17 protein-coding genes are annotated in these 20,970 nt (G+C 61.3%); 4 read left to right on the top strand and 13 right to left on the bottom strand.

Annotated features, from left to right (window positions below):
* Nucleotides 1-82: 82 nt before the first annotated feature.
* On the top strand, nucleotides 83-1,498 hold the full coding sequence (locus tag ACIPQ1_RS01125; protein ID WP_446533408.1) for an amino acid permease: 1,416 nt from the start codon (nucleotides 83-85) through the stop codon (nucleotides 1,496-1,498).
* A gap of 16 nt (nucleotides 1,499-1,514) precedes the next feature.
* On the opposite strand, the gene ACIPQ1_RS01120 is transcribed toward ACIPQ1_RS01125, so the two are convergent.
* The 7 genes from ACIPQ1_RS01120 to ACIPQ1_RS01090 all read right to left on the bottom strand — a co-directional run bounded on the left by ACIPQ1_RS01120 (nucleotide 1,515) and on the right by ACIPQ1_RS01090 (nucleotide 7,747).
* Nucleotides 1,515-2,504 (bottom strand): isopenicillin N synthase family dioxygenase, encoded by a 990-nt coding sequence (locus ACIPQ1_RS01120; RefSeq protein ID WP_250963974.1) that lies wholly within the window; start codon nucleotides 2,502-2,504, stop codon nucleotides 1,515-1,517.
* Between the two features lie 268 nt (nucleotides 2,505-2,772).
* Nucleotides 2,773-3,021, bottom strand: a complete 249-nt coding sequence (locus ACIPQ1_RS01115; RefSeq protein ID WP_250963975.1) for a transcriptional regulator — start codon at nucleotides 3,019-3,021, stop codon at nucleotides 2,773-2,775.
* Nucleotides 3,022-3,072: 51 nt separating this feature from the next.
* Complete coding sequence (locus tag ACIPQ1_RS01110) at nucleotides 3,073-3,690, bottom strand: dimethylsulfonioproprionate lyase family protein (protein WP_446533407.1); 618 nt, start codon at nucleotides 3,688-3,690, stop codon at nucleotides 3,073-3,075.
* 42 nt (nucleotides 3,691-3,732) lie between these two features.
* On the bottom strand, nucleotides 3,733-4,752 hold the full coding sequence (locus ACIPQ1_RS01105) for an Ldh family oxidoreductase (protein WP_446533406.1): 1,020 nt from the start codon (nucleotides 4,750-4,752) through the stop codon (nucleotides 3,733-3,735).
* A 63-nt stretch (nucleotides 4,753-4,815) separates the two neighbouring features.
* Entirely contained in the window at nucleotides 4,816-5,715 is a 900-nt protein-coding gene (locus ACIPQ1_RS01100) for a glycine betaine ABC transporter substrate-binding protein (RefSeq protein WP_411387028.1), read from the bottom strand.
* Between the two features lie 347 nt (nucleotides 5,716-6,062).
* Nucleotides 6,063-6,998 carry an electron transfer flavoprotein subunit alpha/FixB family protein gene (locus tag ACIPQ1_RS01095; protein WP_446533405.1) on the bottom strand — a complete coding sequence of 312 codons (936 nt, stop codon included), beginning with the start codon at nucleotides 6,996-6,998 and terminating at the stop codon, nucleotides 6,063-6,065.
* Nucleotides 6,998-7,747 carry an electron transfer flavoprotein subunit beta/FixA family protein gene (locus ACIPQ1_RS01090; protein WP_411387026.1) on the bottom strand — a complete coding sequence of 250 codons (750 nt, stop codon included), beginning with the start codon at nucleotides 7,745-7,747 and terminating at the stop codon, nucleotides 6,998-7,000. The genes ACIPQ1_RS01095 and ACIPQ1_RS01090 overlap by 1 nt, the downstream gene beginning before the upstream one ends.
* 211 nt (nucleotides 7,748-7,958) lie before the next feature.
* On the opposite strand from ACIPQ1_RS01090, the gene ACIPQ1_RS01085 reads away from it, so the two are divergent.
* From ACIPQ1_RS01085 to ACIPQ1_RS01075, 3 genes are all read left to right on the top strand, one after another.
* Nucleotides 7,959-9,995: an oxidoreductase gene (locus ACIPQ1_RS01085; protein ID WP_446533404.1), complete on the top strand. Its 2,037-nt coding sequence runs from the start codon at nucleotides 7,959-7,961 to the stop codon at nucleotides 9,993-9,995.
* Nucleotides 9,996-10,315: 320 nt separating this feature from the next.
* Complete coding sequence (locus tag ACIPQ1_RS01080) at nucleotides 10,316-11,440, top strand: S-(hydroxymethyl)glutathione dehydrogenase/class III alcohol dehydrogenase (protein WP_411387024.1); 1,125 nt, start codon at nucleotides 10,316-10,318, stop codon at nucleotides 11,438-11,440.
* A gap of 42 nt (nucleotides 11,441-11,482) precedes the next feature.
* Nucleotides 11,483-11,866 carry a VOC family protein gene (locus ACIPQ1_RS01075; RefSeq protein WP_186708349.1) on the top strand — a complete coding sequence of 128 codons (384 nt, stop codon included), beginning with the start codon at nucleotides 11,483-11,485 and terminating at the stop codon, nucleotides 11,864-11,866.
* A 203-nt stretch (nucleotides 11,867-12,069) separates the two neighbouring features.
* Here ACIPQ1_RS01075 and ACIPQ1_RS01070 read toward each other — a convergent pair whose 3' ends face one another.
* From ACIPQ1_RS01070 to lexA, 6 genes are all read right to left on the bottom strand, one after another.
* On the bottom strand, nucleotides 12,070-12,339 hold the full coding sequence (locus ACIPQ1_RS01070; protein WP_411387023.1) for a hypothetical protein: 270 nt from the start codon (nucleotides 12,337-12,339) through the stop codon (nucleotides 12,070-12,072).
* A gap of 96 nt (nucleotides 12,340-12,435) precedes the next feature.
* Entirely contained in the window at nucleotides 12,436-14,547 is a 2,112-nt protein-coding gene (locus ACIPQ1_RS01065; RefSeq protein ID WP_446533403.1) for an ATP-binding protein, read from the bottom strand.
* 273 nt (nucleotides 14,548-14,820) lie between these two features.
* The gene (locus ACIPQ1_RS01060; protein WP_446533402.1) at nucleotides 14,821-17,898 is read right to left on the bottom strand and encodes an error-prone DNA polymerase; all 3,078 of its coding nucleotides are present in this window, start codon (nucleotides 17,896-17,898) and stop codon (nucleotides 14,821-14,823) included.
* Nucleotides 17,895-19,316 carry a Y-family DNA polymerase gene (locus tag ACIPQ1_RS01055; protein WP_446533401.1) on the bottom strand — a complete coding sequence of 474 codons (1,422 nt, stop codon included), beginning with the start codon at nucleotides 19,314-19,316 and terminating at the stop codon, nucleotides 17,895-17,897. The genes ACIPQ1_RS01060 and ACIPQ1_RS01055 overlap by 4 nt, the downstream gene beginning before the upstream one ends.
* A 7-nt stretch (nucleotides 19,317-19,323) precedes the next feature.
* On the bottom strand, nucleotides 19,324-19,956 hold the full coding sequence (imuA, locus tag ACIPQ1_RS01050) for a translesion DNA synthesis-associated protein ImuA (RefSeq protein WP_250963988.1): 633 nt from the start codon (nucleotides 19,954-19,956) through the stop codon (nucleotides 19,324-19,326).
* On the bottom strand, nucleotides 19,956-20,573 hold the full coding sequence (gene lexA / locus ACIPQ1_RS01045) for a transcriptional repressor LexA (protein WP_250963989.1): 618 nt from the start codon (nucleotides 20,571-20,573) through the stop codon (nucleotides 19,956-19,958). Before lexA ends, imuA begins: the two co-directional genes overlap by 1 nt.
* Nucleotides 20,574-20,970 lie beyond the last annotated feature (397 nt).

Here is a 20,970-nt window from a genome sequence, read left to right as displayed (position 1 = left end):
TAGCCATTGCGTCTCCAACAACAACGCTAGACGTCCACCTTTCTGCCAAAACTCAAAAAACATAAGATCAAGAGGTTTTGAAATGAAATCGAGTTCATCAGAGCTGGTTGAACAGCCTGCGCTGCAGCGCACCCTCAGCAATCGCCACATTCAGTTAATGGCCATGGGAGGGGCCATTGGAACAGGCCTGTTCATGGGCTCCGGAAAGATCATTGCACTCTCCGGCACGTCGATCATCCTCATCTATATGATCATCGGGTTGTTCGTTTACTTCGTCATGCGCGCCATGGGCGAAATGCTACTTTCCAATCTGAATTTCAAAACCTTTGCGGATTTCGCCGGCGCCTACCTGGGCCCTCGCGCAGCATTTTTTCTCGGCTGGTCTTACTGGCTGAGCTGGAGCGTTGCAGTGATAGGCGATGCCGTAGTGGTCGGCGGTTTTTTTCAATACTGGTTCCCCGGTCTACCTGCCTGGATACCGGCCATAGGGATGTTGGCGACACTGTTCGCCTTGAACGTGCTGACGGTCCGGCTGTTTGGTGAAGTCGAATTCTGGTTCGCAATCATCAAGATCATCGCCGTCGTGACCCTGATTGGCGTCAGTATTGTAATGATTGCCAGTTCCTTCGCTTCCCCCAGTGGCGTCACCGCATCCCTGAATCATCTGGTGGACAAGCAGGCTGCGTTTCCAAACGGCTTACTCGGCTTCTTCGCCGGTTTTCAGATGGCTATTTTCTCATTCGCGGGCACCGAGCTGATCGGCACCGCGGCGGCAGAGACCCGATCTCCGGAGAAGACCCTGCCCAAGGCAATCAACTCCATCCCGCTGCGAATCATCTTGTTCTACGTACTCGCATTGAGCTGCATTATTGCCGTGACATCCTGGCAACAGGTTTCGCCGGTCAAGAGTCCCTTTGTAGAACTTTTTCTGGTGGCAGGCTTCCCCGCAGCGGCTGGCATCGTCAACTTCGTGGTACTGACATCCGCCGCGTCCTCGGCAAACAGTGGCGTATTCTCGTCCAGCCGCATGCTTTTCGGGCTGGCCAACCAAGACAACGCTCCGGGCGTTTTCCGGCGACTATCGGGCAATAGCGTACCGCTGCTGAGCCTGGTGTTTACCATGCTGTTGGTGCTGGCAGGTGTACTCGTGCTGTTCATCGTACCGGAGGTCATGACAGCGTTCACCATCGTCTCTACCGTGTCGGCGATCCTGGTTATTTTCACTTGGTCAACCATCCTCGCGTCTTACATTGCCTATCGCAAAAAATGCCCTGAGCTTCATATGAAATCTGCCTACAAGATGCCCGGTGGGGTGCCGATGGCCTGGATCTCATTGGCATTCTTGGGTTTTGTGCTGGGCCTGTTGGCATTGAGACCTGACACCCGTATTGCCTTGATGGTCATGCCAGGGTGGTTTGTATGGCTGGCAATTGCCTACCCGTTGACCCACCTTCGCAAGCCCAAATGTGCAGTTGAGTCGGCGAGTCAACTCGGTTGAGTCAAGGGCACTATCGTTACACGGCCTCGACAGCCTGCAAGTGTGTGTAGCTGGCGACAAAGCGACTGTACTTGTGTTGACCGCAGGTATAAGGCGCGTATTTCGCCGGGTTATCGGCACTGATGCACGTGGCGACGGTCTCGACCGTCGCCTCGAAGTCCAAGTCAATGAAGAAAGGAATGGAATACCGTTCGACACCGCTGGTGTTGATGACGCGGTGCATGGTCGATGTATAGCGATCGTTCGTCAGGGTTTGCACCAGATCACCAATGTTGACAATGAACGTATCTTCCACCGGTGGCGCGCTTACCCATTCGCCCGCACGATTGCGTACTTGCAAGCCACCGACCTTGTCCTGGAAAAGAATCGTCAGGAAGCCATAGTCCGTGTGTGCGCCGATCCCGATTTCCTTTTGTGAAATGTCGCCACTCTGCGAGGGGTAATGCAACAAGCGCTGGATGGTGATCGGTTTGCGTTGCAGTTTTTCAAAGTAGTCCGCCGGCAGATCCAGGCTCAGCGCAATGGCGCTGATGAGCTTACGCGCCAGGTCAAGCATTGCACGGTGGTAGGCCTCGCAGACCTCGGAAAATTGCGCCGGCTCCGCTGGCATCAGGTTCGCCCCGAAGAACGGGGACACTTCATCATCGTGGGCACCGTAGTCGAAGCACTCCTTGAAATCCCGGGTGTTTTCCGGATCGACGTTTTCCGCGTACATGGGAATGTAGCCACGAAGCGTAGGACCTGAATTGATGACGTTCAGCTTATTCTTTTTATCAAAAGGCATGGCGAAGAAGCCTTTCGTCTGGGCGTACATCGCGTCGATCAAGGCACGAGAAACGCCATGATTCCTGATATAGAAAAAACCAACTTTCTCGCAAGTTTCGCCGATCTGGCGCGAGACTGTTTGTGGGTCGCTCCCATCGAGTAACGGCGCAATATCAATAAAAGGGATTTCTTCGAATGTGGTCTGTTTGCTTGCAAGCCGGGTATCGGTCAGCTGAATCATCGGTGAACCTCAACAAGAGCGCCGTATTTTAATTATCCTGAAGCGAGTTGCAGCGTCGGGACCAAGAGCGTTGATCTTGATCGCTTATGCTGAAGTTATTGTTCAGGATTGAATCGGCACTCACAAACCACTTTTCATTCAATGCTCATGAGAAAAAATCAATCATGAGAACAAGGCTATATTTCGATGCCCTGTGCATGGCATTGAATGGTGGTCACCGTCAGGTTTCGTCAACCATCATACGACTTGGCGGATCCAAGGTACCTCATCAAGTTAATTCATCAGCGTTGCAATCCTTGCACTGCCGACGTGCGATGCTGTGGCGCCGCGTGTCTTTTTCTAAAAGCTCGACCGCCATGAACGCTTCGATACCCGCCCCACCTTCAACTCTTTCAATAAAACTCAGAATGGCCTTTTTCATGAACCAATGGGCGGTGCGATCCAACTTAGCCGACGCGGACTTCAGCCTGGCCCGCGTCTCTTCGTCCAACTTGATGCCCTGCGTGGTCACCGCCATCTCTCTTCCTCTCAATCATTACCCGAGTTCATCGTTTCTTATAACGAGGCATTAGTGCATCAAGCCCCACAGGGCCAGAAGTGGAACATCCCTCGACTTCATTGCATGGACACAGGAGGGCGGGTTGAAAACCAAACCTCCCGCGCCAGGACTCCACCACCCCACCTCCTCCCGATACCACTCGCCCGGCGACAGGACGAGATAGAACTCGGCAGGCGGGTGTTGGTGATAGGGGTAGCAGGTTTCGGGCAGCATGAGCGCCAATCCCAAGGTCAGGGTGGAACATTCCAATAACCCTCCGGGGCCGGCGATCATCCCGTGGCGATGCCGCTCCACGAAAGCGCTGTCCTGGTCGGCCCGGGCCTGGCGATTCATCCAGGTGAGATGGGGCAAGAGCGTGCCTAACGCCTCCCGTATCGACAGCAGGCCATCATCGGTCCTGGGCGCAGCTTCGAGTGCCTCGGATAAGTGGGACTCCAAAAAGCCTGGCAGTGCATTTGAAGCTTGCGTAGCCGTCCTGATCGTCCATTGGGCCGCCTTCAGAGACGCGACATGCGCTTGCGCCTCATCGCAGCCGCTGCCCGACAGGATGTTTTGAAGCGAACACCTGAGCGAGTCGCCGCTGCGGAGCATGTCCTGACCCCACGCTGGATTTTCAGTGCTATTCATCATCGTTTCGATCCCATTTCCCGAGCGACGTATCGGAGCGGCTTACAGACAACTCAGTTGTTCCAGCAGGTCAACGGGAACACTGATTCCATCATTCTGCGCGGTGACCGTTGAATTTTGCCGTTCCCATCCCGGCCTGTGGACGCCCATCTGCGCCAGGCGGGTCAGTTGACTTGAGAGCCGCAGCTCGAATCCCGTCGAAAAGAAATCCGGCGCCAGCAGCTGGACCAACAGGCCACAGCCAGGCGTCTGGTTTCCCTGGTTGAAGTCCGGCGCATCCAGCGACCAGTTGGCGCCTGTGAGCCCCGCCGCCAGCACCTCGACCATGAGCATCAAGTTGGCCCCACGGTGACCGCCAAAAGGCAGCAGCGCACCGCCCAGTGCCGCCAGGGCATTACGTGTGCCGTTGCCCTCCTGGTCCACCGCCCAACCTTCGGGAATATCATTGCCCGTCGAAGCGGCGTGGGCGATGTTCACGAATGCCGCAGCACTGCTGGCCTGGTCGAACAGCAAGGGAATGCCATCGGCCGAGGGCGCGGCAAACGAGAGCGGGTTGGTCGAGTAGGTCTTGCCCTTGGCGCCAGGAACGGCCACCAGCGCCGGTCCGTTTGCGACCGCCAAGGCAATCAGCCCGGCCTGGGCAAACCGCAGCGTGTAGTCGCCCAACTCACCGCTGGTAAAACTGTTGCATTGGCTCAACGTGGCCATGCCATTGGCGTGCGCGGCATGGCACAGCGAATCGAAACAGCGATCGACACCCAACTGGGCAATTCCGCCTTGGGCATCGGATTTGAAGATCATCGCGCCGGCGCGGGAGATACGTGGCTCGGCACGTGGAGCGATGCGTCCGGAGGAAAAGCCCGACAAGTAATCGGCAAGATGCCGGAACCCCACGGCCTGGTTATCGCGCGCTTGCGCAGCCACTGTGGCGTGGGCCAATGAGAGGGCAACCGCGGCTGAGCAGCCCTTCGCTTCGCAGAGGCGCTTCACCCAGCCGACCGCTTCATCCAGGGTAAAGCGACGGTAAGCGGTGGTCTTCAAGGGGATCGCCTGAATGTTCATTCGATGCAGCCGATGCCCCTCACAAGGGCATCGGACGGCAACACAACTATTGGATGACGGCCATTACTGGGCCGGTGTCGCGGAAGCGGTCTGGCTGCCGAACATCGCCTCGAAGCGCGGCTTGTTGGCGGCGTAATACTCCGCAACGACCTTGTCCGCCGAACTGTCACGAGCGGTCGCCATCAACTTCTCGAGGTCGGCCTTTGGGATCTTGAAGTTGGCGAAGAACCGGGCGACATCGGGATGTTCGGCGCTGAAGCCTTTGCGAGCCACCGCATGGATCTGCTCGGCGCCCCCGAAAATCTGCTTCGGATCGTCCAGGTAGCGCAGCGGCCACTTGGCGAACATCCAGTGCGGGCTCCAGGCGTTGATCAAGGCCCATTTGTCACGCTTGAGGTTGCGATCCAGCTCGCTCAACATGCCGGACTCCGAAGAGGCGACCATCTTGTAGCCCTCAAGCTTGTATTCCTTGATGGCCTTTTCCGTGAGTTTGTATTGGCCATTGCCCACTTCCGAAGTCAGGATCTTGCCGCCGAGTTTTTCCCGTACTTCAGGCTTGTTCAGGTCTTCTACACTGGCAATCTCGCTGGTGGGAATGGACGTTGGCACGGCCATGCCGATCCGACCTTCATACAGCACGCCAAGGTCTTCGAGCTTGTCCTGGTATTTGTCGTAGAACGCCTTGTGGGTGCTCGGCAGCCAGACCATCGGGATCAGGTCGATATTGCCGTTGGCCAAGGCCTGGAACTGAATGCCAATATCGGCGAGCACCAATTTGACCGGTTGCTTCAGGTGGTCGCGCAATGCGGTATCCGCCAGCTTTACGGCAATTTCCGTATCCGACCAATTCACCCATCCGATGCGGATAGGCGTGGGTTCCTCGGCGTGGGTCATCAGGCTGCTGGCGGCCATCGCCAGGCCGGCAAACCAGCCGATACACGTCTTACTGGACAACGTCATCATGGTGCATCTCCGCGTACTGTATTAATAGTTATTGGCAGGGCAGCAGAAGAATTAACGTTCCCTCATCAGAGCAGAGTGCCATCACCCTGCTCAAGGGATTTAATGTTATGCATGGATAAGTTTTAGTTATGGGAACAGCTCATGTATTTCGGTCGCTCGGCCCTCCTCCGCCCTTTGGCGAAACTCTTTTGGTAATGCAGATTCCCTTAAGATTGTCGACAGACCGTGGCGAGGGAGCTTGCTCCCGCTGGGCTGCGTAGCAGCCCTTTTGTGAGCGCTGCGCACTGGAGCGCCAGCCCGGTCAAGCGGGAGCAAGCTCCCTCGCCACGGGTTCAGCGTTTTGCCACTCACAACGCTTTTTCGAGTGCCGGCAATGCTTCGAACAGATCCGCCACTAACATGTAATCCGCCACTTGGGCGATGGGTGCTTCAGCGTCCTGGTTGATCGCGACGATGACTTTTGAACCACTCATGCCCGCCAGATGTTGAATGGCGCCACTGATGCCCGCCGCGATGTAAAGCTCTGGCGCGACGATTTTCCCGGTCTGCCCGACCTGCAAATCGTTGGGGGCAAAACCCGAATCCACCGCGGCACGGGAGGCCCCGACGGCGCCGCCAAGCTTGTCCGCCACTCGCTCGATCAGGGCGAAATTTTCTTTACTCTGCATCCCGCGACCACCGGACACGACGACACGGGCGCTCGACAAATCCGGCCGTTCGCTGGCCGTCAGTTGTTCGCTCACGAAACGCACATTGCTTGCGCTTTGCCCGCCCTCCACCGCCACCACTTCACAGCGATGTTCATGGGACAAGGCTTGGACAAACGCCGAGGCGCGGACCGTGAGCAACTTGATCGGATCGAGGGACTGCACGGTGGCGATGGCATTGCCGGCATAAATGGGCCGCTGGAAGGTGTCCGCCGAAACAATGTGGGTGACGTCGGACAGCATGCCGACATCCAGGCTGGCCGCGACCCGTGGCAGCACATTGCGCCCCATGCTGCTGGCATCGGCAACGACATGCGTATACCCATCGGCCACCAGCGAAGTGATCAGTGGCTGGACATTTTCCGCCAGGGCATGTTCGAACATCGCCCCGTGTGCGAGCAGCACCCGGTCCAGGCCCTGGGCCAGTGCTGCCTGTTGCGCCACTGCCGACGCATCCGCCCCGCCCATCACCAGCAAATCCGTCTTGGCGCCCAACGCCAGGGCGGCGGTCACGGCACTCCATGTCCCTGACGTCAGTTGACCTGCACTGTGCTCGGCGATCACCAATGTGCGCATCAAATCACCCCCGCAACGTTCTTCAATTTATCCACCAGCTCGGCCACCGAACCGACGTTGATCCCGGCTTTGCGCACCGCCGGCGGCACTACGCCTAATAATCGAGCGTGTTCCTTCACGCTCGCGCCCAAGGTGTCGGCGGCAATGATTTCAAGCGGTTTTTTCTTGGCTTTCATGATGTTCGGCAACGACGCATAGCGCGGTTGGTTGAGGCGCAAGTCGCAGGTCACCACGGCCGGCATGGCGAGGGCGACCACCTGGCTGCCCCCGTCGACTTCACGTTCGACGACCCATTGCCCGTCGACCTGATTGACGGCCGAGGCGTAAGTGGCCTGGCCGCTGCCGATCAACTGCGCGACCATTTGCCCGACCTGGTTGTTCTCCTGGTCGATCGCCTGTTTGCCAAACAGGATCAATTGCGGCTGTTCCTGATCGATTACTTTGCTCAGGTACTTGGCGACGTTGAGCGGTTCGAGTAGCCCATTCGTCTCGACCAGCAACGCCCGGTCCGCACCGAGTGCCAAGGCCGTGCGCAGTTGTTCCTGCGCCGCCGACGTGCCCACCGAGACCACCACCACTTCGGATGCCAGCCCCTTCTCCTTGAGGCGAATCGCCTCTTCCACAGCGATCTCGCAGAACGGGTTCAAGGCCATCTTCACGCCATTGAGTTCGACGTCTGAACCGTCGGCTTTTACCCGGACTTTCACATTCGGATCGATAGCGCGCTTTACCGCAACGAGCACTTTCATGGTTCTTCCCATAGCCCCCTTGCACTGTGGATCGATGCGAGATGGCCGGCCGCACGAGCCGGACCACCCCTGTTTCGACTGGATGGTAATCCTGGTTTTTCCGCCACGCAAGAAAAATGTACACCTGTGTCCTAATCGTTGACACACATGAACATTCGACATACCGTTATGTCAAACCAAGCCTGATGTTCTGTTCCCGGAGCGCAACACCATGTCCAGCGATCCTCTGCTGCAGCCCTATAAGATCAAACACCTGACCCTCAAGAACCGGATCATGACCACCTCCCATGAGCCGGCTTATCCTGTCGACGGCATGCCGAAGGATTTGTACCGCGCCTATCACGTCGAACGGGCCAAGGCTGGCGTGGCACTGACCATGACGGCGGGCTCCGCCGCTGTTTCCCGTGACAGCCCGCCGGTGTTCAACAACGTGCTGGCGTACAAGGACGAAGTGGTCAAATGGATGAAGGACCTGACTGACGAATGCCACGAACACGGCGCGGCAGTGATGATCCAACTGACTCACCTGGGCCGGCGCACGCGCTGGGACAAGGCTGACTGGCTGCCGGTCGTCTCGCCGTCCCATCGCCGCGAAGCGTCCCACCGGGCCTTCCCGAAAAAACTGGAAGACTGGGACATCGACCGGATCATCAAGGATTACGTGGACGCCGCCGAACGCATGAAGGCCGCCGGTCTTGATGGCCTGGAACTGCAGGCCTACGGGCACCTCATGGATCAGTTCTGGTCGCCGCTGACCAACGATCTCGACGGGCCCTACGGCGGCTCGCTGGAAAACCGGATGCGCTTCACCTTCGACATCCTGCGTGGCATTCGCCAGCGTTGTGGCGAAGATTTCCTGCTCGGGGTGCGCTACACCGGCGATGAAGACCTGCCCGGCGGCTTCGGTGCCAGCGACGGCCTGCAGATCTCCCACATGCTCAAGGACAGTGGGCTGGTGGACTTCCTCAACGTGGTGCGCGGGCACATCGATACCGATGCTGGCCTCACCGACGTGATCCCCATCCAGGGCATGCGCAATTCACCGCACCTGGATTTTGCTGGCGAGATTCGCTCGGCCACCGGTTTCCCGACGTTCCACGCGGCCAAGATTCCGGACGTCGCCACGGCGCGGCACGCCATCGCCTCCGGCAAGGTGGACATGATCGGCATGACCCGCGCGCACATGACCGACCCGCACATCGTGCGCAAGATCATTGAAAAACGCGAAGAAGAGATTCGCCCCTGCGTCGGCGCCAACTATTGCCTGGATCGCATCTACCAGGGCGGTGCCGCCTACTGCATCCACAACGCTGCCACCGGCCGCGAAACCACCATGCCCCATGAGATCCCGAAGGCGTCGGTCAAGCGCAAAGTGGTGGTGATCGGCACCGGCCCGGCGGGCCTGGAAGCGGCGCGGGTGGCTGGCGAACGCGGTCATGACGTCACGGTGTTCGAAGTGGCGGATCAGCCCGGTGGACAGATCCGCTTGACCGCCCAGAGCGAGCGGCGGCGCGAGATGATCAGCATCATCGATTGGCGCATGGCGCAATGCGAACGGCTGGGGGTGAAGTTCCATTTCAACACCTGGGCCGAAACCGAGACCGTGATGGCCGAGGCGCCGGACGTGGTGATCGTCGCCACGGGCGGCTTGCCCCATACCGAGGTGCTCAAGCACGGCAATGAACTGGTGGTGTCGACCTGGGACATCATTTCCGGCGACGTCAAACCCGGCCAGAACGTGCTGATCTTCGACGACGCGGGCGACCACGCGGCGCTACAGGCGGCCGAGGTCATCGCCAACAGCGGTGCGAAACTGGAAATCGTCACGCCGGATCGGTCGTTTTCGCCGGAGGTGATGGCGATGAACCTGGTGCCGTACATGCGCAGCCTGCAAGACCTGAACGTCACCTTCACAGTGACCTATCGGGTCGATTCCGTAGAGAAGCGCGACGGTCAACTGATCGCCAACTTCGGCAGCGACTACGGCCAGGTGCACAAACAGCGCGTGGTCGATCAGGTGGTGATCAACCACGGCACCCTGCCCCTGGACGACCTGTACTTCGAACTGCGCCCGCATTCGAGCAACAACGGCGCGGTCGAACAGCACAACCTGATCGCCGGGAAAACCCAGGACATCGTGACCAACCCTGAAGGTCGCTTCCAGCTGTTCCGGATCGGCGACGCAGTGTCGGCACGTAATACCCACGCGGCGATCTACGATGCGTTGCGGTTGGTGAAAGACATTTGAAGTCATGCCCCTGATCTTGTGGATCAGGGCCATTTCTCCACTCAACCCGTGATGCTGCTCACTTAAGCAATTCGGTAACCCCGTGGCGAGGGAGCTTGCTCCCGCTGGGTTCTGTAGGGGCTGGCGAAGCCTGCGATCTTTTGATCTTGATCTTGATCTCTCGCTTGAGATTCAAGTGGCTGCGGAAAGATCGCAGCCTCGTTCCACTCGACAGCTCCTACACAGCTCCTACCAGCTCAGGCCGAGCGGGAGCAAGCTCACTCGCCACAGGTTCATCGTTTCTCAAGTAGATAGCGCTGCAACTAACACGAGGCTTTTCCATGTCAGTACAGACCTTGAAATCAAGGGCTGCGGTCGCATTCGCACCCAACGAACCGTTGCGGTTGGTCACCATCGATGTGGCGCCACCCAAGGCCGGTGAGGTCCGGGTGCGCATCGTCGCCACCGGCGTTTGCCACACCGACGCCTTCACCCTGTCGGGCAGCGATCCCGAAGGCATTTTCCCCACCGTGCTGGGGCATGAAGGCGGTGGTGTGGTCGAGTCCATCGGCGAAGGCGTGACCTCGCTGCAAGTCGGCGACCACGTGATCCCGCTCTATACCGCGGAATGCCGGCAATGCAAATTCTGCCTCTCGGGCAAGACCAACCTCTGCCAGGCCGTCAGGGCCACCCAAGGCAAAGGCTTGATGCCCGACGGCACTTCGCGCTTCTCTTACGAAGGCCAGCCACTGTTCCATTACATGGGCTGCTCGACCTTTTCCGAATACACGGTGCTGCCGGAAATTTCCTTGGCGAAGATATCCAAGGACGCACCATTGGAGCAGGTTTGCCTGCTCGGCTGCGGAGTGACCACGGGGATTGGCGCGGTCCTCAACACGGCGAAAGTCGAAGCCGGTGCCAGCGTGGCGATCTTCGGGTTGGGGGGGATCGGCCTGGCCGCGATCATTGGCGCCAAGATGGCCAACGCCGGGCGCATCCTGGCCATCGACATCAACCCAGCCAAGCGCGATGTCGCCCTGTCGTTGGGCGCGACGGACTTCATCAATCCCAAGGAGGATGACCGGCCGATCCAGGACGTCATCGTCGAACTCACCGACGGTGGCGTGGATTACTCCTTCGAATGCGTCGGCAACGTGCAATTGATGCGCGCAGCGCTGGAGTGCTGCCATAAGGGCTGGGGCGAGTCGATCATCATCGGTGTGGCCGGCGCCGGCCAGGAAATCAGCACCCGCCCGTTCCAGCTCGTCACCGGTCGGGTGTGGCGCGGCAGTGCCTTCGGCGGCGTGAAAGGCCGCACCGAACTACCCAGTTATGTGGAGAAGACCAGTCGCGGGGAGATCCCGCTGGAAACCTTCATCACCCACAACATGCCCCTGGAAGCGATCAACGAAGCCTTCGAGTTGATGCACACCGGGCAGAGCATTCGTACCGTCATTCATTTCTGAAATCCGCTCGTAAACCCAATGACCCAAAGAAAGGAAACCAAGATGTCCGTTTTTACCCATGTCACCGTCGGCACCAACAACCTGGCAAAAGCACGCGCATTTTATGACGCCACCCTGAAAGAGATCGGCCTCAAGCGTGTCGCCGACCTCAACGAGGCCGGCTCCATCTGGGGCGTCGACAAGCCGTCGTTTTTTGTCCTCAACCCGGCCAACGGCAGTGCGGCCACCATCGGCAACGGCGTCACGGTGAGCTTCGAAGCGCCGAACCGCGCGGCGGTCCAGGCGTTCCATACGGCCGCCCTGGCAAACGGCGGCGTTTGCGAAGGCCTGCCAGGCCCGCGTGGCTGGGCGGACAACGCCTTCGCCGCTTATGCCCGGGACCTGGATGGCAACAAGCTGGCGGTGTATTGCTTCAAGGCTGAATAAACGCAGGCAGCACCACCGCTATCGCGAGCAAGCTCGCTCCCACAGGGATCGTGGGTGTTCATGAATCTCATGTTCATCACAGGAGTCTTGGGTGTTCATGAGTTTTCATTCACCACAAGACCACTGTGGGAGCGAGCTTGCTCGCGATGGCGGCGGCACAGTCAACATCGAGCCCAACCTGCCTCACGCGTTTGGCGACCAACCTAGCCCCCATCGGTATCGATATCGGCATCCGTGCTGTCACCGGATTTCGGCCGGTCCGGATCAGGCTTGAAGCCGGGGCTGAAGGTGTTGTCATTGTCCTGGTGGTGCTGCTTCTGATCGACCTCAGTGGCGGCGCTATCAGCCTGGTCCGTTCCGGCAGGACTGACTGGCTCGGCATCAGACGCTTTGCCCGGAACCTGGGGGTCGATGGCCGGATCATTACGCGCAGACGGCGTCTGTGGCTGGGTGTTTGCGGGATCGTCGTTCATAGGCACCTCGTTCATGGCAGGGCCGGATGGTTGACCGGTCTTGAACATTCGAAGGTGACGCAACGGCTTCGGTTCCATTTGTTTAAAACGCAGCGATCAACCGCCCAACACACTCCTGATCATCCGGGCCAATGCGTCCGGGCCGTAGGGTTTGCTCAACAAATGGGTGTCGGGGCTCAATTGATGGTTTCGGGAGATGATGTCCCGGGTATGGCCCGAGGTGAACAGCACCGGGACCGGCGGGCTCTGCACCTTGGCCCAGGCGGCCAGGTCGGAACTCTTGATCAGGCCAGGCATGACCACGTCGGTGAAAATCAGGTCCACCGCGGTGCCGTCCAGCAGCAGTTTCATCGCCTCATCGCCGTTGGCGGCCGTGAGGGTCCGATAGCCTGACTGCTCCAGCAGGTCCACCGACGCACTGCGCACCTCGTCGTTGTCCTCCACCACCAGAATCGTCTCCTGCCGTCCGGACTGAAGCGCGTCGTGTTGCTCGGTTTCCCCTACTTCGGGCGCAAGGCTTCGAGGGAAATACATCCGCACCCGCGTGCCTTCACCCAGGTCGCTGGAAATCTCGATATGGCCGCCACTCTGCTTGACGAACCCGAACACCATGCTCAATCCAAGCCCAGTGCCCTGGCCATCGGTCTTGGTGGTGAAAAACGGTTCGAACACTTGCTGCAGGACATCGGGCGGCATGCCGGCACCACAATCGATCACCGACAGTCGAACATAGTCGCCGGCCGGGATTCCCTTGCCTGCGCAGAACGCTTCATCGAGCACGATGTTCTCGCCGAGCAGGCGGATGGTGCCCTCGCCATCCATGGCGTCACGGGCATTGATTGCCAGGTTCAACAGGGCGTTTTCCAGTTGGTTGCGATCAACGTGGATGCACCATGGCGCCTGGGGCAGGCTCACTTCAATCTGAATGGTTTCGCCCAGGGCCCGTTGCAGCAACTCACCCATGCCCTCGTAGATGCGCCGAGGGTTGTAGACCGCCGGTGACAAGGGCTGGCGCCGGGCAAATGCCAGCAACTGCGAGGACAGCTTGGCCCCCCGCTCCACGGCTTCGATGGAAGCACTGACCCGTCGTTGCACATTGGCATTGTCTCGTTCGTGGCGTGCCAGTAAATGCAGGTTGCCGGCGATCACCTGCAGCAAGTTGTTGAAGTCATGGGCCACACCACCGGTGAGGCCGCCAATGGCCTCCAGCTTCTGTGACTGGCGCAACTGTTCTTCCGCTGCCAGCCGCGCCTGCACCTCGTTGGCGACGCGTTGCTCCAAATCGCGGGTGAACTTGAGCAGCGACGCTTCGGCCGTCTTGCGCTCATCGATATCAATCAGCACCCCCGGAAAACGCAGGGGCTTGCCCGCCCCATCGAACTCACATCGACCGCTGGCCAGCACCCAGCGATAGTTGCCGTCCAGGCGGCGAACCCGATATTCAGCGCTGTAAGACACGCCGGTGCGCACGGTCAGTTCGACCCGCTGGTTGACCTCTTCAAGGTCGTCCGGGTGGATACCCTGGCGGGCAATTTCGATGGGCAATGCGTCCAGCGAACAGTCGGGTGGGTAGTTGAAAGTACGGGCGAAACGCTCATCGCCCGATAACGTGTCGGCCTGGATGTCCCAGACGAACGACCCCAGCAAGGGCCCGGCCGAGAGCGCCAGCTGGATGCGTTCATTGACCGCGCGGTAACTGCGTTCGGCCGCTTGCCGGGCGCGCTCGGTCAATACGTGCTCGGTGGTTTCCACCACAATCGCCAACACCCCCGCCGGAGATTGGTCGTCATCGGGCACCGGGCTGTAGTAGAGGTCCATCCACACGTCTTCAGGCTTGCCATCGCGTAGCAGGACCAGCTCTTTGCTACGGTAGGACAAGGTGCCGCCGGCCAGGCAGACGTCCAGGACATGGCGATTGAATTCAGCGACCTCCGGCCAGCCCAACTCCACCGCGCACCCCAGCAGGTAGGGATGGCGGCCGCCAGCGAACTCGGCGTAGGCATCGTTGTAGATCATGAAGCCCTGGCGGCCCCACAACATCACCATCGGCAGGGGCGAAGCCAACAACAATTGGACAGCGCTGCGCAAGCTGGCGGACCAGTGCTCGATGGCGCCCAACTCGGTTCGGCTCCAATCGAACGCCCGGATACGCCCGGCCATCTCACCGCCCCACCCAGGGCACCCGTGATTCTGGGATAGAAACTGCATGGTCGACTCTGAGCCTCAAAATACCTGCAGGGAATCGGCATACACAAATCCCTTGCGATCAGAGCTTCGAGCGTCGGGTTGGCGTTTGGTTTCATGCTGACCGGTTTGCGCACGATCCCTGTGGCGAGGGAGCTTGCTCCCGCTGGGCTGCAAAGCAGCCCCAAAAAAGGCTGACGCAATCCTTCAGGCACACCGGGCCGGCTGGTTTACGACGGCTGCGCCGCCGAGCGGGAGCAAGCTCCCTCGCCACAGGGTTGTGGTGTTATAGCAACCTCAGCGGAAATCGCGGCTTTGCACCTGGATACCCGCCAACAATTCAGTCAGGTCGCTCAAGCGCCCGGCGATCAAGTGGCGGACCTCGCCGACGCTTTCCCAGCGCCCGTCGACCCTGAGCAATTGCGAGCCCACCAGGGTCTTGCGCTGGCGCTCGGCCAGGTCGCGCCAGACCACCACGTTGAGGTTGCCGAATTCATCTTCCAGGGTGACGAAGGTCACGCCGCTGGCCGTGCCTGGGCGTTGGCGGCCGGTGACCAGCCCGGCGACGCTGACGTTGCGGCCATGCTCCACGTCCTGCAATTCCCGTGAACTGCGGCAGCGCCGGGCGCGCAGTTCGGAACGCAGCAGGGCCAGCGGATGAGGGCCAAGTGTCGTGCCCAGCGTGGCGTAATCGGCAAACAGGTTTTCCCCCAGCGTGGGTTCGGGCAGGGTCACGGGCGGTTCTTCCTGGCTGGGCAAACCGGCGAAAAGGCCCAGTTGCTTCTGCACCCCGGCCACTTCCCAGCGAGCCCGATGGCGATCCCCGGCCAAGCCTTGCAAGGCCCCTGAGTCCGCCAGTTGCGCCTGGGCCCGGGCATCGAGTTGCGCGCGTTCACCCAAGTCGGCCACGTCGCTGAAGGGCCGCTGCCGGCGCGCCGCTTCGATACGGCGGGCATCCTCTTCGCGAAACCCCTTGACCAGGCGCAGCCCCATGCGGATCGCCGGTTGCCGGCCGTCCATGGGCTCGAGGCTGCACTCCCAATCGCTGGCGCGCACATCCACCGGGCGGATCGACAGTTGATGCCGGCGGGCATCCTGGAGGATCTGGTCCGGGCTGTAGAACCCCATCGGCCAACTGTTGATCAAGGCACAGGCAAACGCCGCCGGTTCGTGGCATTTGAGCCAGCTGCTGGCGTAGGTCAGCAAGGCGAAACTGGCAGCGTGGGATTCGGGAAAACCGTAATTGCCGAAGCCTTTGATCTGTTCGAAGATTTGCGCGGCGAATTCAGCGGTGTAGCCATTGTTCTTCATCCCCTGCGCCAGGCGTTCCCGATGGGGCTCCAACCCACCGTGACGTTTCCAGGCAGCCATGGAGCGCCGCAATTGGTCGGCTTCGCCCGGGGTGTAGTCGGCCGCGACGATGGCGATCTGCATGACCTGCTCCTGGAACAAGGGCACACCCAGGGTGCGGTCAAGCACTGTTTTCAGCGCTTCAGAGGGATACGTCACCGCCTCTTCCTTGTTTCTGCGCCGCAGGTACGGGTGCACCATCCCTCCCTGGATCGGCCCGGGCCGCACGATCGCCACTTCGATGACCAAATCGTAGAACCTCTCGGGTCTCAGCCGAGGCAACATCGACATCTGCGCCCGGGATTCGATCTGGAAGACACCGATGGTGTCGGCCCGCGAGATCATCTGGTAGGTCGCCGGATCTTCCTGGGGCAACGACGCCAAGGCATAACGCTGCCCCCGGTACTGCTCGATCAGGTCGAAACAACGCCGAATCGCGCTGAGCATGCCCAAGGCCAGGATATCCACCTTGAGCAGCCCGACCGCGTCCAGGTCGTCCTTGTCCCACTGGATGATGGTGCGCTCGGCCATGGCCGCGTTTTCCACCGGCACCAGGGTGTCCAGGGGCTGTTCGGAAATCACGAAGCCGCCAGGGTGCTGGGATAAGTGCCGGGGGAAACCGATCAATTGCTGGGTCAGGCCCAAGACCCGGCGCAACACCGGGCTGTCCGGGTCGAAGCCGCCTTCACGCAAGCGCTCCACCGGCGGCGCCTCGTCGCTCCAACGGCCGCAGCAATCGGCCAGGGCATTGACCTGGTCCGGCGGCAGGCCCAGGGCCTTGGCCACATCGCGCACCGCCCCGGCGCCGTGGTAACTGCTGACCACCGCCGTCAAGGCCGCACGATGACGACCGTAGCGCTGGAATACGTACTGCAGCACCTCCTCGCGACGGTCGTGTTCGAAGTCGACGTCGATGTCCGGCGGCTCGTTGCGCTCCCGGGACAGGAAACGCTCGAACAACAGGCTGGTGAGACTGGGGTCGATTTCGGTAATGCGCAAGGCGTAGCACACCGCCGAGTTGGCCGCCGAACCGCGCCCCTGGCAGAGGATATGGCGACTGCGGGCAAAGCTGACAATGTCCTGCACGGTGAGGAAATAGCTGTCATAGCCCAATTCGGCGATCAGGCTCAACTCCTTGTCGATCTGTGCCCGCACCTTGTCTGTCACGCCATCCTTCCACCGCTCGTGCATGCCCCGCTCGGTCAGTTCCCGCAGCCAGGACGCAGGATCATGCCCCTCGGGCACCAGCTCACGCGGATATTCATAGCGCAGTTGGCCAAGGTCGAAGGTGCAGCGCCGGGCGATGGCCAGGGTTTCATCGAGCAAGGCCCGCGGGTAGAGCTCGGCCAGATCCTTGCGGCTGCGCAAGTGGCGCTCGCCGTTGGGGTGCAGGCGCTGGCCGGCCTCGGCCACCGTGACGTGGTGGCGGATGGCGGTCATGGTGTCCTGCAAGGCACGACGGCCGCGCACATGCATGTGCACATCGCCGCTGGCCACGGCCGGAAGATCCAAGCGTTCGGCCAGTGCCAGGCAGTCCGCCAGCCGTCGGCGGTCGTCCTGTCCACAATGCAACTGGACCGTCAGCCACAAGCGCCCGGCAAAGATCGGCTGGAGCCAACGCCCGTGCTCCTCGGCGTCCTTGCCCTCGGCGACCCACAACGCCAGCAGCCCCGGCAAGGGCTCGTCGAAGTCCTCCCGCACGATGCGATAGTGGCCCTTCTCGCTGCGGCGACGGGCGCGGGTGATCAACCGGCACAAGGCTTGATAGCCGTCCAGGTTTTCCACCAGCAGCACCAGTTTCGGACCGTTCTCGACCTGGATTTCGCTGCCGACAATCAATTGCAGCGCCAACTCCTTGGCCGCCTGCCAGGCCCGGACGATCCCGGCCAGGGTGCATTCATCGGTGATCGCCAAGGCCTGATAGCCCTGCTGCTTGGCGCGACGGCACAACTCCAGGGCACTGGAGGCGCCGCGCTGGAAACTGAAGTTCGACAGGCAATGCAGCTCGGCATATTCAACGCTCATGCGAACCAGCCCTGCAGCCACAGCGGCCCGCCCTCGCCCACCGGTCGATAGGCCCAGCCCCGTTGTCCGCTGCGGGTTTCGATCAGGTAATAGTCGCGGCGCACATCCGCGCCATCCCACCAACCGGTCTCGATGCGCTCGGGCCCCATGAGGATCTGTGCCTGGCCTTGCGGCAAAGCCTGGGGTTCATCCAACAGCCAGCCGGGACGCTGCACGCCCTCGCGCGCCGGACAAACCTGGGAACGGGGTTGGGCCGTCATCTGCCAGGCGCACTCAGGCCGATGGTCGTCGCGAAACCCCAAGCCTTGCACGGCATCATCCCCCAGGCGGGCCCGCAGCCGTTCCCGCAGTTGCTCCCAGGGCAATGACTGTTGCGGGCGTTCGTCAAACAGCTCCAGGCGCTGGGGCACGAAACTCGGCAGGTCTTCTGCGCACAAGCGAAAACCCCGCACCGGGGCCTCGACCTGGACTTGTTCCAAGCGACCGCGGGCCAGTTCGAAGAGCATCGCCGGGTCACGTTCGGCGCTGAGCAGGCCGACCTTGATCACCGTATCCGGCAACCCGGCGTGTTCCAGGTGCAAGTCGAAGCGCTGCACGCCGCTGTCGCGGCCGCAGAGGAAGGCCGACAGGTCACCGGTCAGGCGGCGCAACGGGAACAGCAGCGCCTGATGGGATTGCACGTCATAGTTGAGTTCGATGCGCACATCGAAACGGTCGGGCGGCAGGTAGAACGACAGCGCCAGGGTGCGGCTGCCCGTCAACGCATCGAGGTGCTTGAGCACCTGGGCCTCGAAACGCCGAGCCAGGGTCTGTCGGGGCAAGGCCTGGACCTGGTTCAGGCGGCGCAGGCCCATGCGCGACAGCGCCGTGGCGACGTCGGGCTCCAGGCCAATTCGTTCCACGGGCATGTGGCCCAGGCAGTGCTGCAAGGTCTCGGCATCGGGCACCACCAGGGCGTCATAGGCATTGGCCAGCACCCGCGCCGCCACCGGGTTGGGGGCGGCGACGATGCGATGACGAAAGCCCAGCTCGGTCAATTCGGCGCGCAAGCGCGCCTCGAACACCGGCCAGGGTCCGAACAGGCCCAGGCTCGACTCGATCTCGAACAGCAGGGTACGCGGGTAATGCACGCTGACCTGGGAGCTGAAACGGTAGGCCCAGGCCGCCAGGAACTGTTGCCAATACTCGATCTGCGCCGCGTCGTACTCGGCGGTGGCAAAGCCTTTGCTCAAGGCCTGGGCGGCGGTCATGGTCTGGCCGGGACGCAAGCCCAGGGCCCGTGCCGGCGCGTTCACCGCTTGCTGGACCCGGCGCTGGGCCGGACCGGTCAGCAAGGCCAGGGGCTGGTCGGGATCGGGGCGCTGACGCAGCGCGGCGTCCAGCGCCAATTGCGGGAAAAGAATACAGACCCAGCGCATCGCAACCTCAATGCCCGGTTTGTGGGGCGAGCGTGGCAAAGGCAATCGGCGCCGAACGGGCCAGCCCGCCCCGGCACTTGAGCACGCGCAATTGCGCCGGCCGGGTATCGATGGCGATGCGCAAGGCCGCCGGCGACGGGTTGATAGCCTCCTGGATCGGGCGCCAGGCGAATGCCAGGGTCTGGCCGGTTTCCGCCGCCACTTGCAAGCGGCGCAAGGCCCGGTCGTCCGCTTGGCGGGGCCAGCACAGCACCGCGCCACAACTGCCCGACCGCAGGCATTGTTCGGTGGCCCAGAGGGCCTCACGCTCATCGGCACGGATGATCGACAACTGACGTAGGTCGATGCCGGCGTTCTGCCAAGCCTGGGGATAAGGCACGAATGGCGGCGCCACCAACACAATCCGCTCCCCCGCCGCCGCCAGCCGCGCCAGGGTCGGCCAAACCAATTGCAACTCGCCCACGCCCGGCGCGGCGATGAGCAATTCCGTTAATGCCGCTTCCGGCCAGCCGCCACTGGGCAACGCCGCGTCCAGTGCGTCATGGCCAGTGGGTTGCGGGCTGGCAGCCGGCGGCGCGGGCCGGCCCTTCCAGACCTGGCCGCCATTGAACAGCGTGTCCAGCGCAACGACAGCGCCCATCAGCCTTGCCTCACCAGTCCACAGAACACCCCTTCTATCGCCAGGTCCTGGTCGGCCTCGACGATGATCGGCTGGTAGGCCGGGTTGCGCGGCAGCAAACGCACCCGCTCGCCGGTGCGCTCGAAGCGCTTGATGGTGACTTCACCGTCCAGGCGCGCCACGACGATCTGGCCGTTGGCAGCCTGCGGCGTACGCTGCACGCCCACCAGGTCACCGTCGAGAATGCCGTCCTCGATCATCGAATCGCCCTGGACCCGCAGCAGGTAATCCGGCGCCTTGGTGAAAATCGCCGGGTCCAGCATCAGGCGACTGTGGACCTCGGCATCGGCGCCAATCGGCAGGCCGGCAGCCACTCGCCCCAGCACCGGCACGTCAAGCAGTTCGGGCCGCGACGGCTGGTTCAGCAAGCGAATGCCCCGGGCCTGGTGCGGATTGACTTCGATGAAACCAGCCTCGGTCAACGCCAGCACATGCTTGCGCGCCACGCTGCGAGAGGCAAAACCGAATGCCTCGCTGATTTCAGCGAGGCTTGGAGGCTGACCCTGATCGGCGATGCGTTCGCGGATAAACGTCAGGATGGCGGTGCGGCGGGGAGTGAGAGTCGTCATGGAGTACATTTGTACTCTTCCGGGGTTTTCCTGACAAGCGCCGCCAGTCAGTTCACACCGCAATACCCTGTGGGAGCGAGCTTGCTCGCGAAGGCATCAGCACATTCAACACCCAGGCAAGCTGACCCACCGCCATCGCGAGCAAGCTCGCTCCCACAATGGGATCGAAGTACGACTGTCAGAGCAGGTCGGTTGAAAGACCGTCTTCGCGAGCAGGCTCGCTCCCACAGGGGGAACGCGGTCTCACCAAGAACCAGGTCGGCTATCAGGCCGCCTCGCTTTTGCTTTTGCTTTTGCTTTTGATCTTGAGGCCCCGTTAACCACGCTGGCCGAACGCAGGCATTGTGGAGTGGGCATCCCGGCATGGATGCCGGGATAGCCGCGCTGGGCCATGGATGGCCCTTCG

Source organism: Pseudomonas sp. LARHCG127, assembly GCF_052871455.1.
The sequence above is the reverse complement of the archived record's forward strand: the minus strand, read 5'-3'. Positions and strand labels throughout refer to the sequence as shown.

Excerpts from the sequence above, each read along its gene's own strand:
- ACIPQ1_RS01070 (WP_411387023.1), bottom strand. The coding sequence starts at position 12,339 with ATGAACGACGATCCCGCAAACACCCAGCCACAGACGCCGTCTGCGCGT.
- ACIPQ1_RS01065 (WP_446533403.1), bottom strand. The coding sequence starts at position 14,547 with ATGCAGTTTCTATCCCAGAATCACGGGTGCCCTGGGTGGGGCGGTGAG.
- ACIPQ1_RS01120 (WP_250963974.1), bottom strand. The coding sequence starts at position 2,504 with ATGATTCAGCTGACCGATACCCGGCTTGCAAGCAAACAGACCACATTC.
- ACIPQ1_RS01100 (WP_411387028.1), bottom strand. The coding sequence starts at position 5,715 with ATGATGACGTTGTCCAGTAAGACGTGTATCGGCTGGTTTGCCGGCCTG.
- ACIPQ1_RS01105 (WP_446533406.1), bottom strand. The coding sequence starts at position 4,752 with ATGAACATTCAGGCGATCCCCTTGAAGACCACCGCTTACCGTCGCTTT.
- ACIPQ1_RS01075 (WP_186708349.1), top strand. The coding sequence starts at position 11,483 with ATGTCCGTTTTTACCCATGTCACCGTCGGCACCAACAACCTGGCAAAA.
- ACIPQ1_RS01055 (WP_446533401.1), bottom strand. The coding sequence starts at position 19,316 with ATGCGCTGGGTCTGTATTCTTTTCCCGCAATTGGCGCTGGACGCCGCG.
- ACIPQ1_RS01110 (WP_446533407.1), bottom strand. The coding sequence starts at position 3,690 with ATGAATAGCACTGAAAATCCAGCGTGGGGTCAGGACATGCTCCGCAGC.
- ACIPQ1_RS01060 (WP_446533402.1), bottom strand. The coding sequence starts at position 17,898 with ATGAGCGTTGAATATGCCGAGCTGCATTGCCTGTCGAACTTCAGTTTC.
- ACIPQ1_RS01090 (WP_411387026.1), bottom strand. The coding sequence starts at position 7,747 with ATGAAAGTGCTCGTTGCGGTAAAGCGCGCTATCGATCCGAATGTGAAA.
- ACIPQ1_RS01095 (WP_446533405.1), bottom strand. The coding sequence starts at position 6,998 with ATGCGCACATTGGTGATCGCCGAGCACAGTGCAGGTCAACTGACGTCA.
- ACIPQ1_RS01085 (WP_446533404.1), top strand. The coding sequence starts at position 7,959 with ATGTCCAGCGATCCTCTGCTGCAGCCCTATAAGATCAAACACCTGACC.
- ACIPQ1_RS01080 (WP_411387024.1), top strand. The coding sequence starts at position 10,316 with ATGTCAGTACAGACCTTGAAATCAAGGGCTGCGGTCGCATTCGCACCC.
- imuA (WP_250963988.1), bottom strand. The coding sequence starts at position 19,956 with ATGGGCGCTGTCGTTGCGCTGGACACGCTGTTCAATGGCGGCCAGGTC.
- ACIPQ1_RS01115 (WP_250963975.1), bottom strand. The coding sequence starts at position 3,021 with ATGGCGGTGACCACGCAGGGCATCAAGTTGGACGAAGAGACGCGGGCC.
- ACIPQ1_RS01125 (WP_446533408.1), top strand. The coding sequence starts at position 83 with ATGAAATCGAGTTCATCAGAGCTGGTTGAACAGCCTGCGCTGCAGCGC.
- lexA (WP_250963989.1), bottom strand. The coding sequence starts at position 20,573 with ATGTACTCCATGACGACTCTCACTCCCCGCCGCACCGCCATCCTGACG.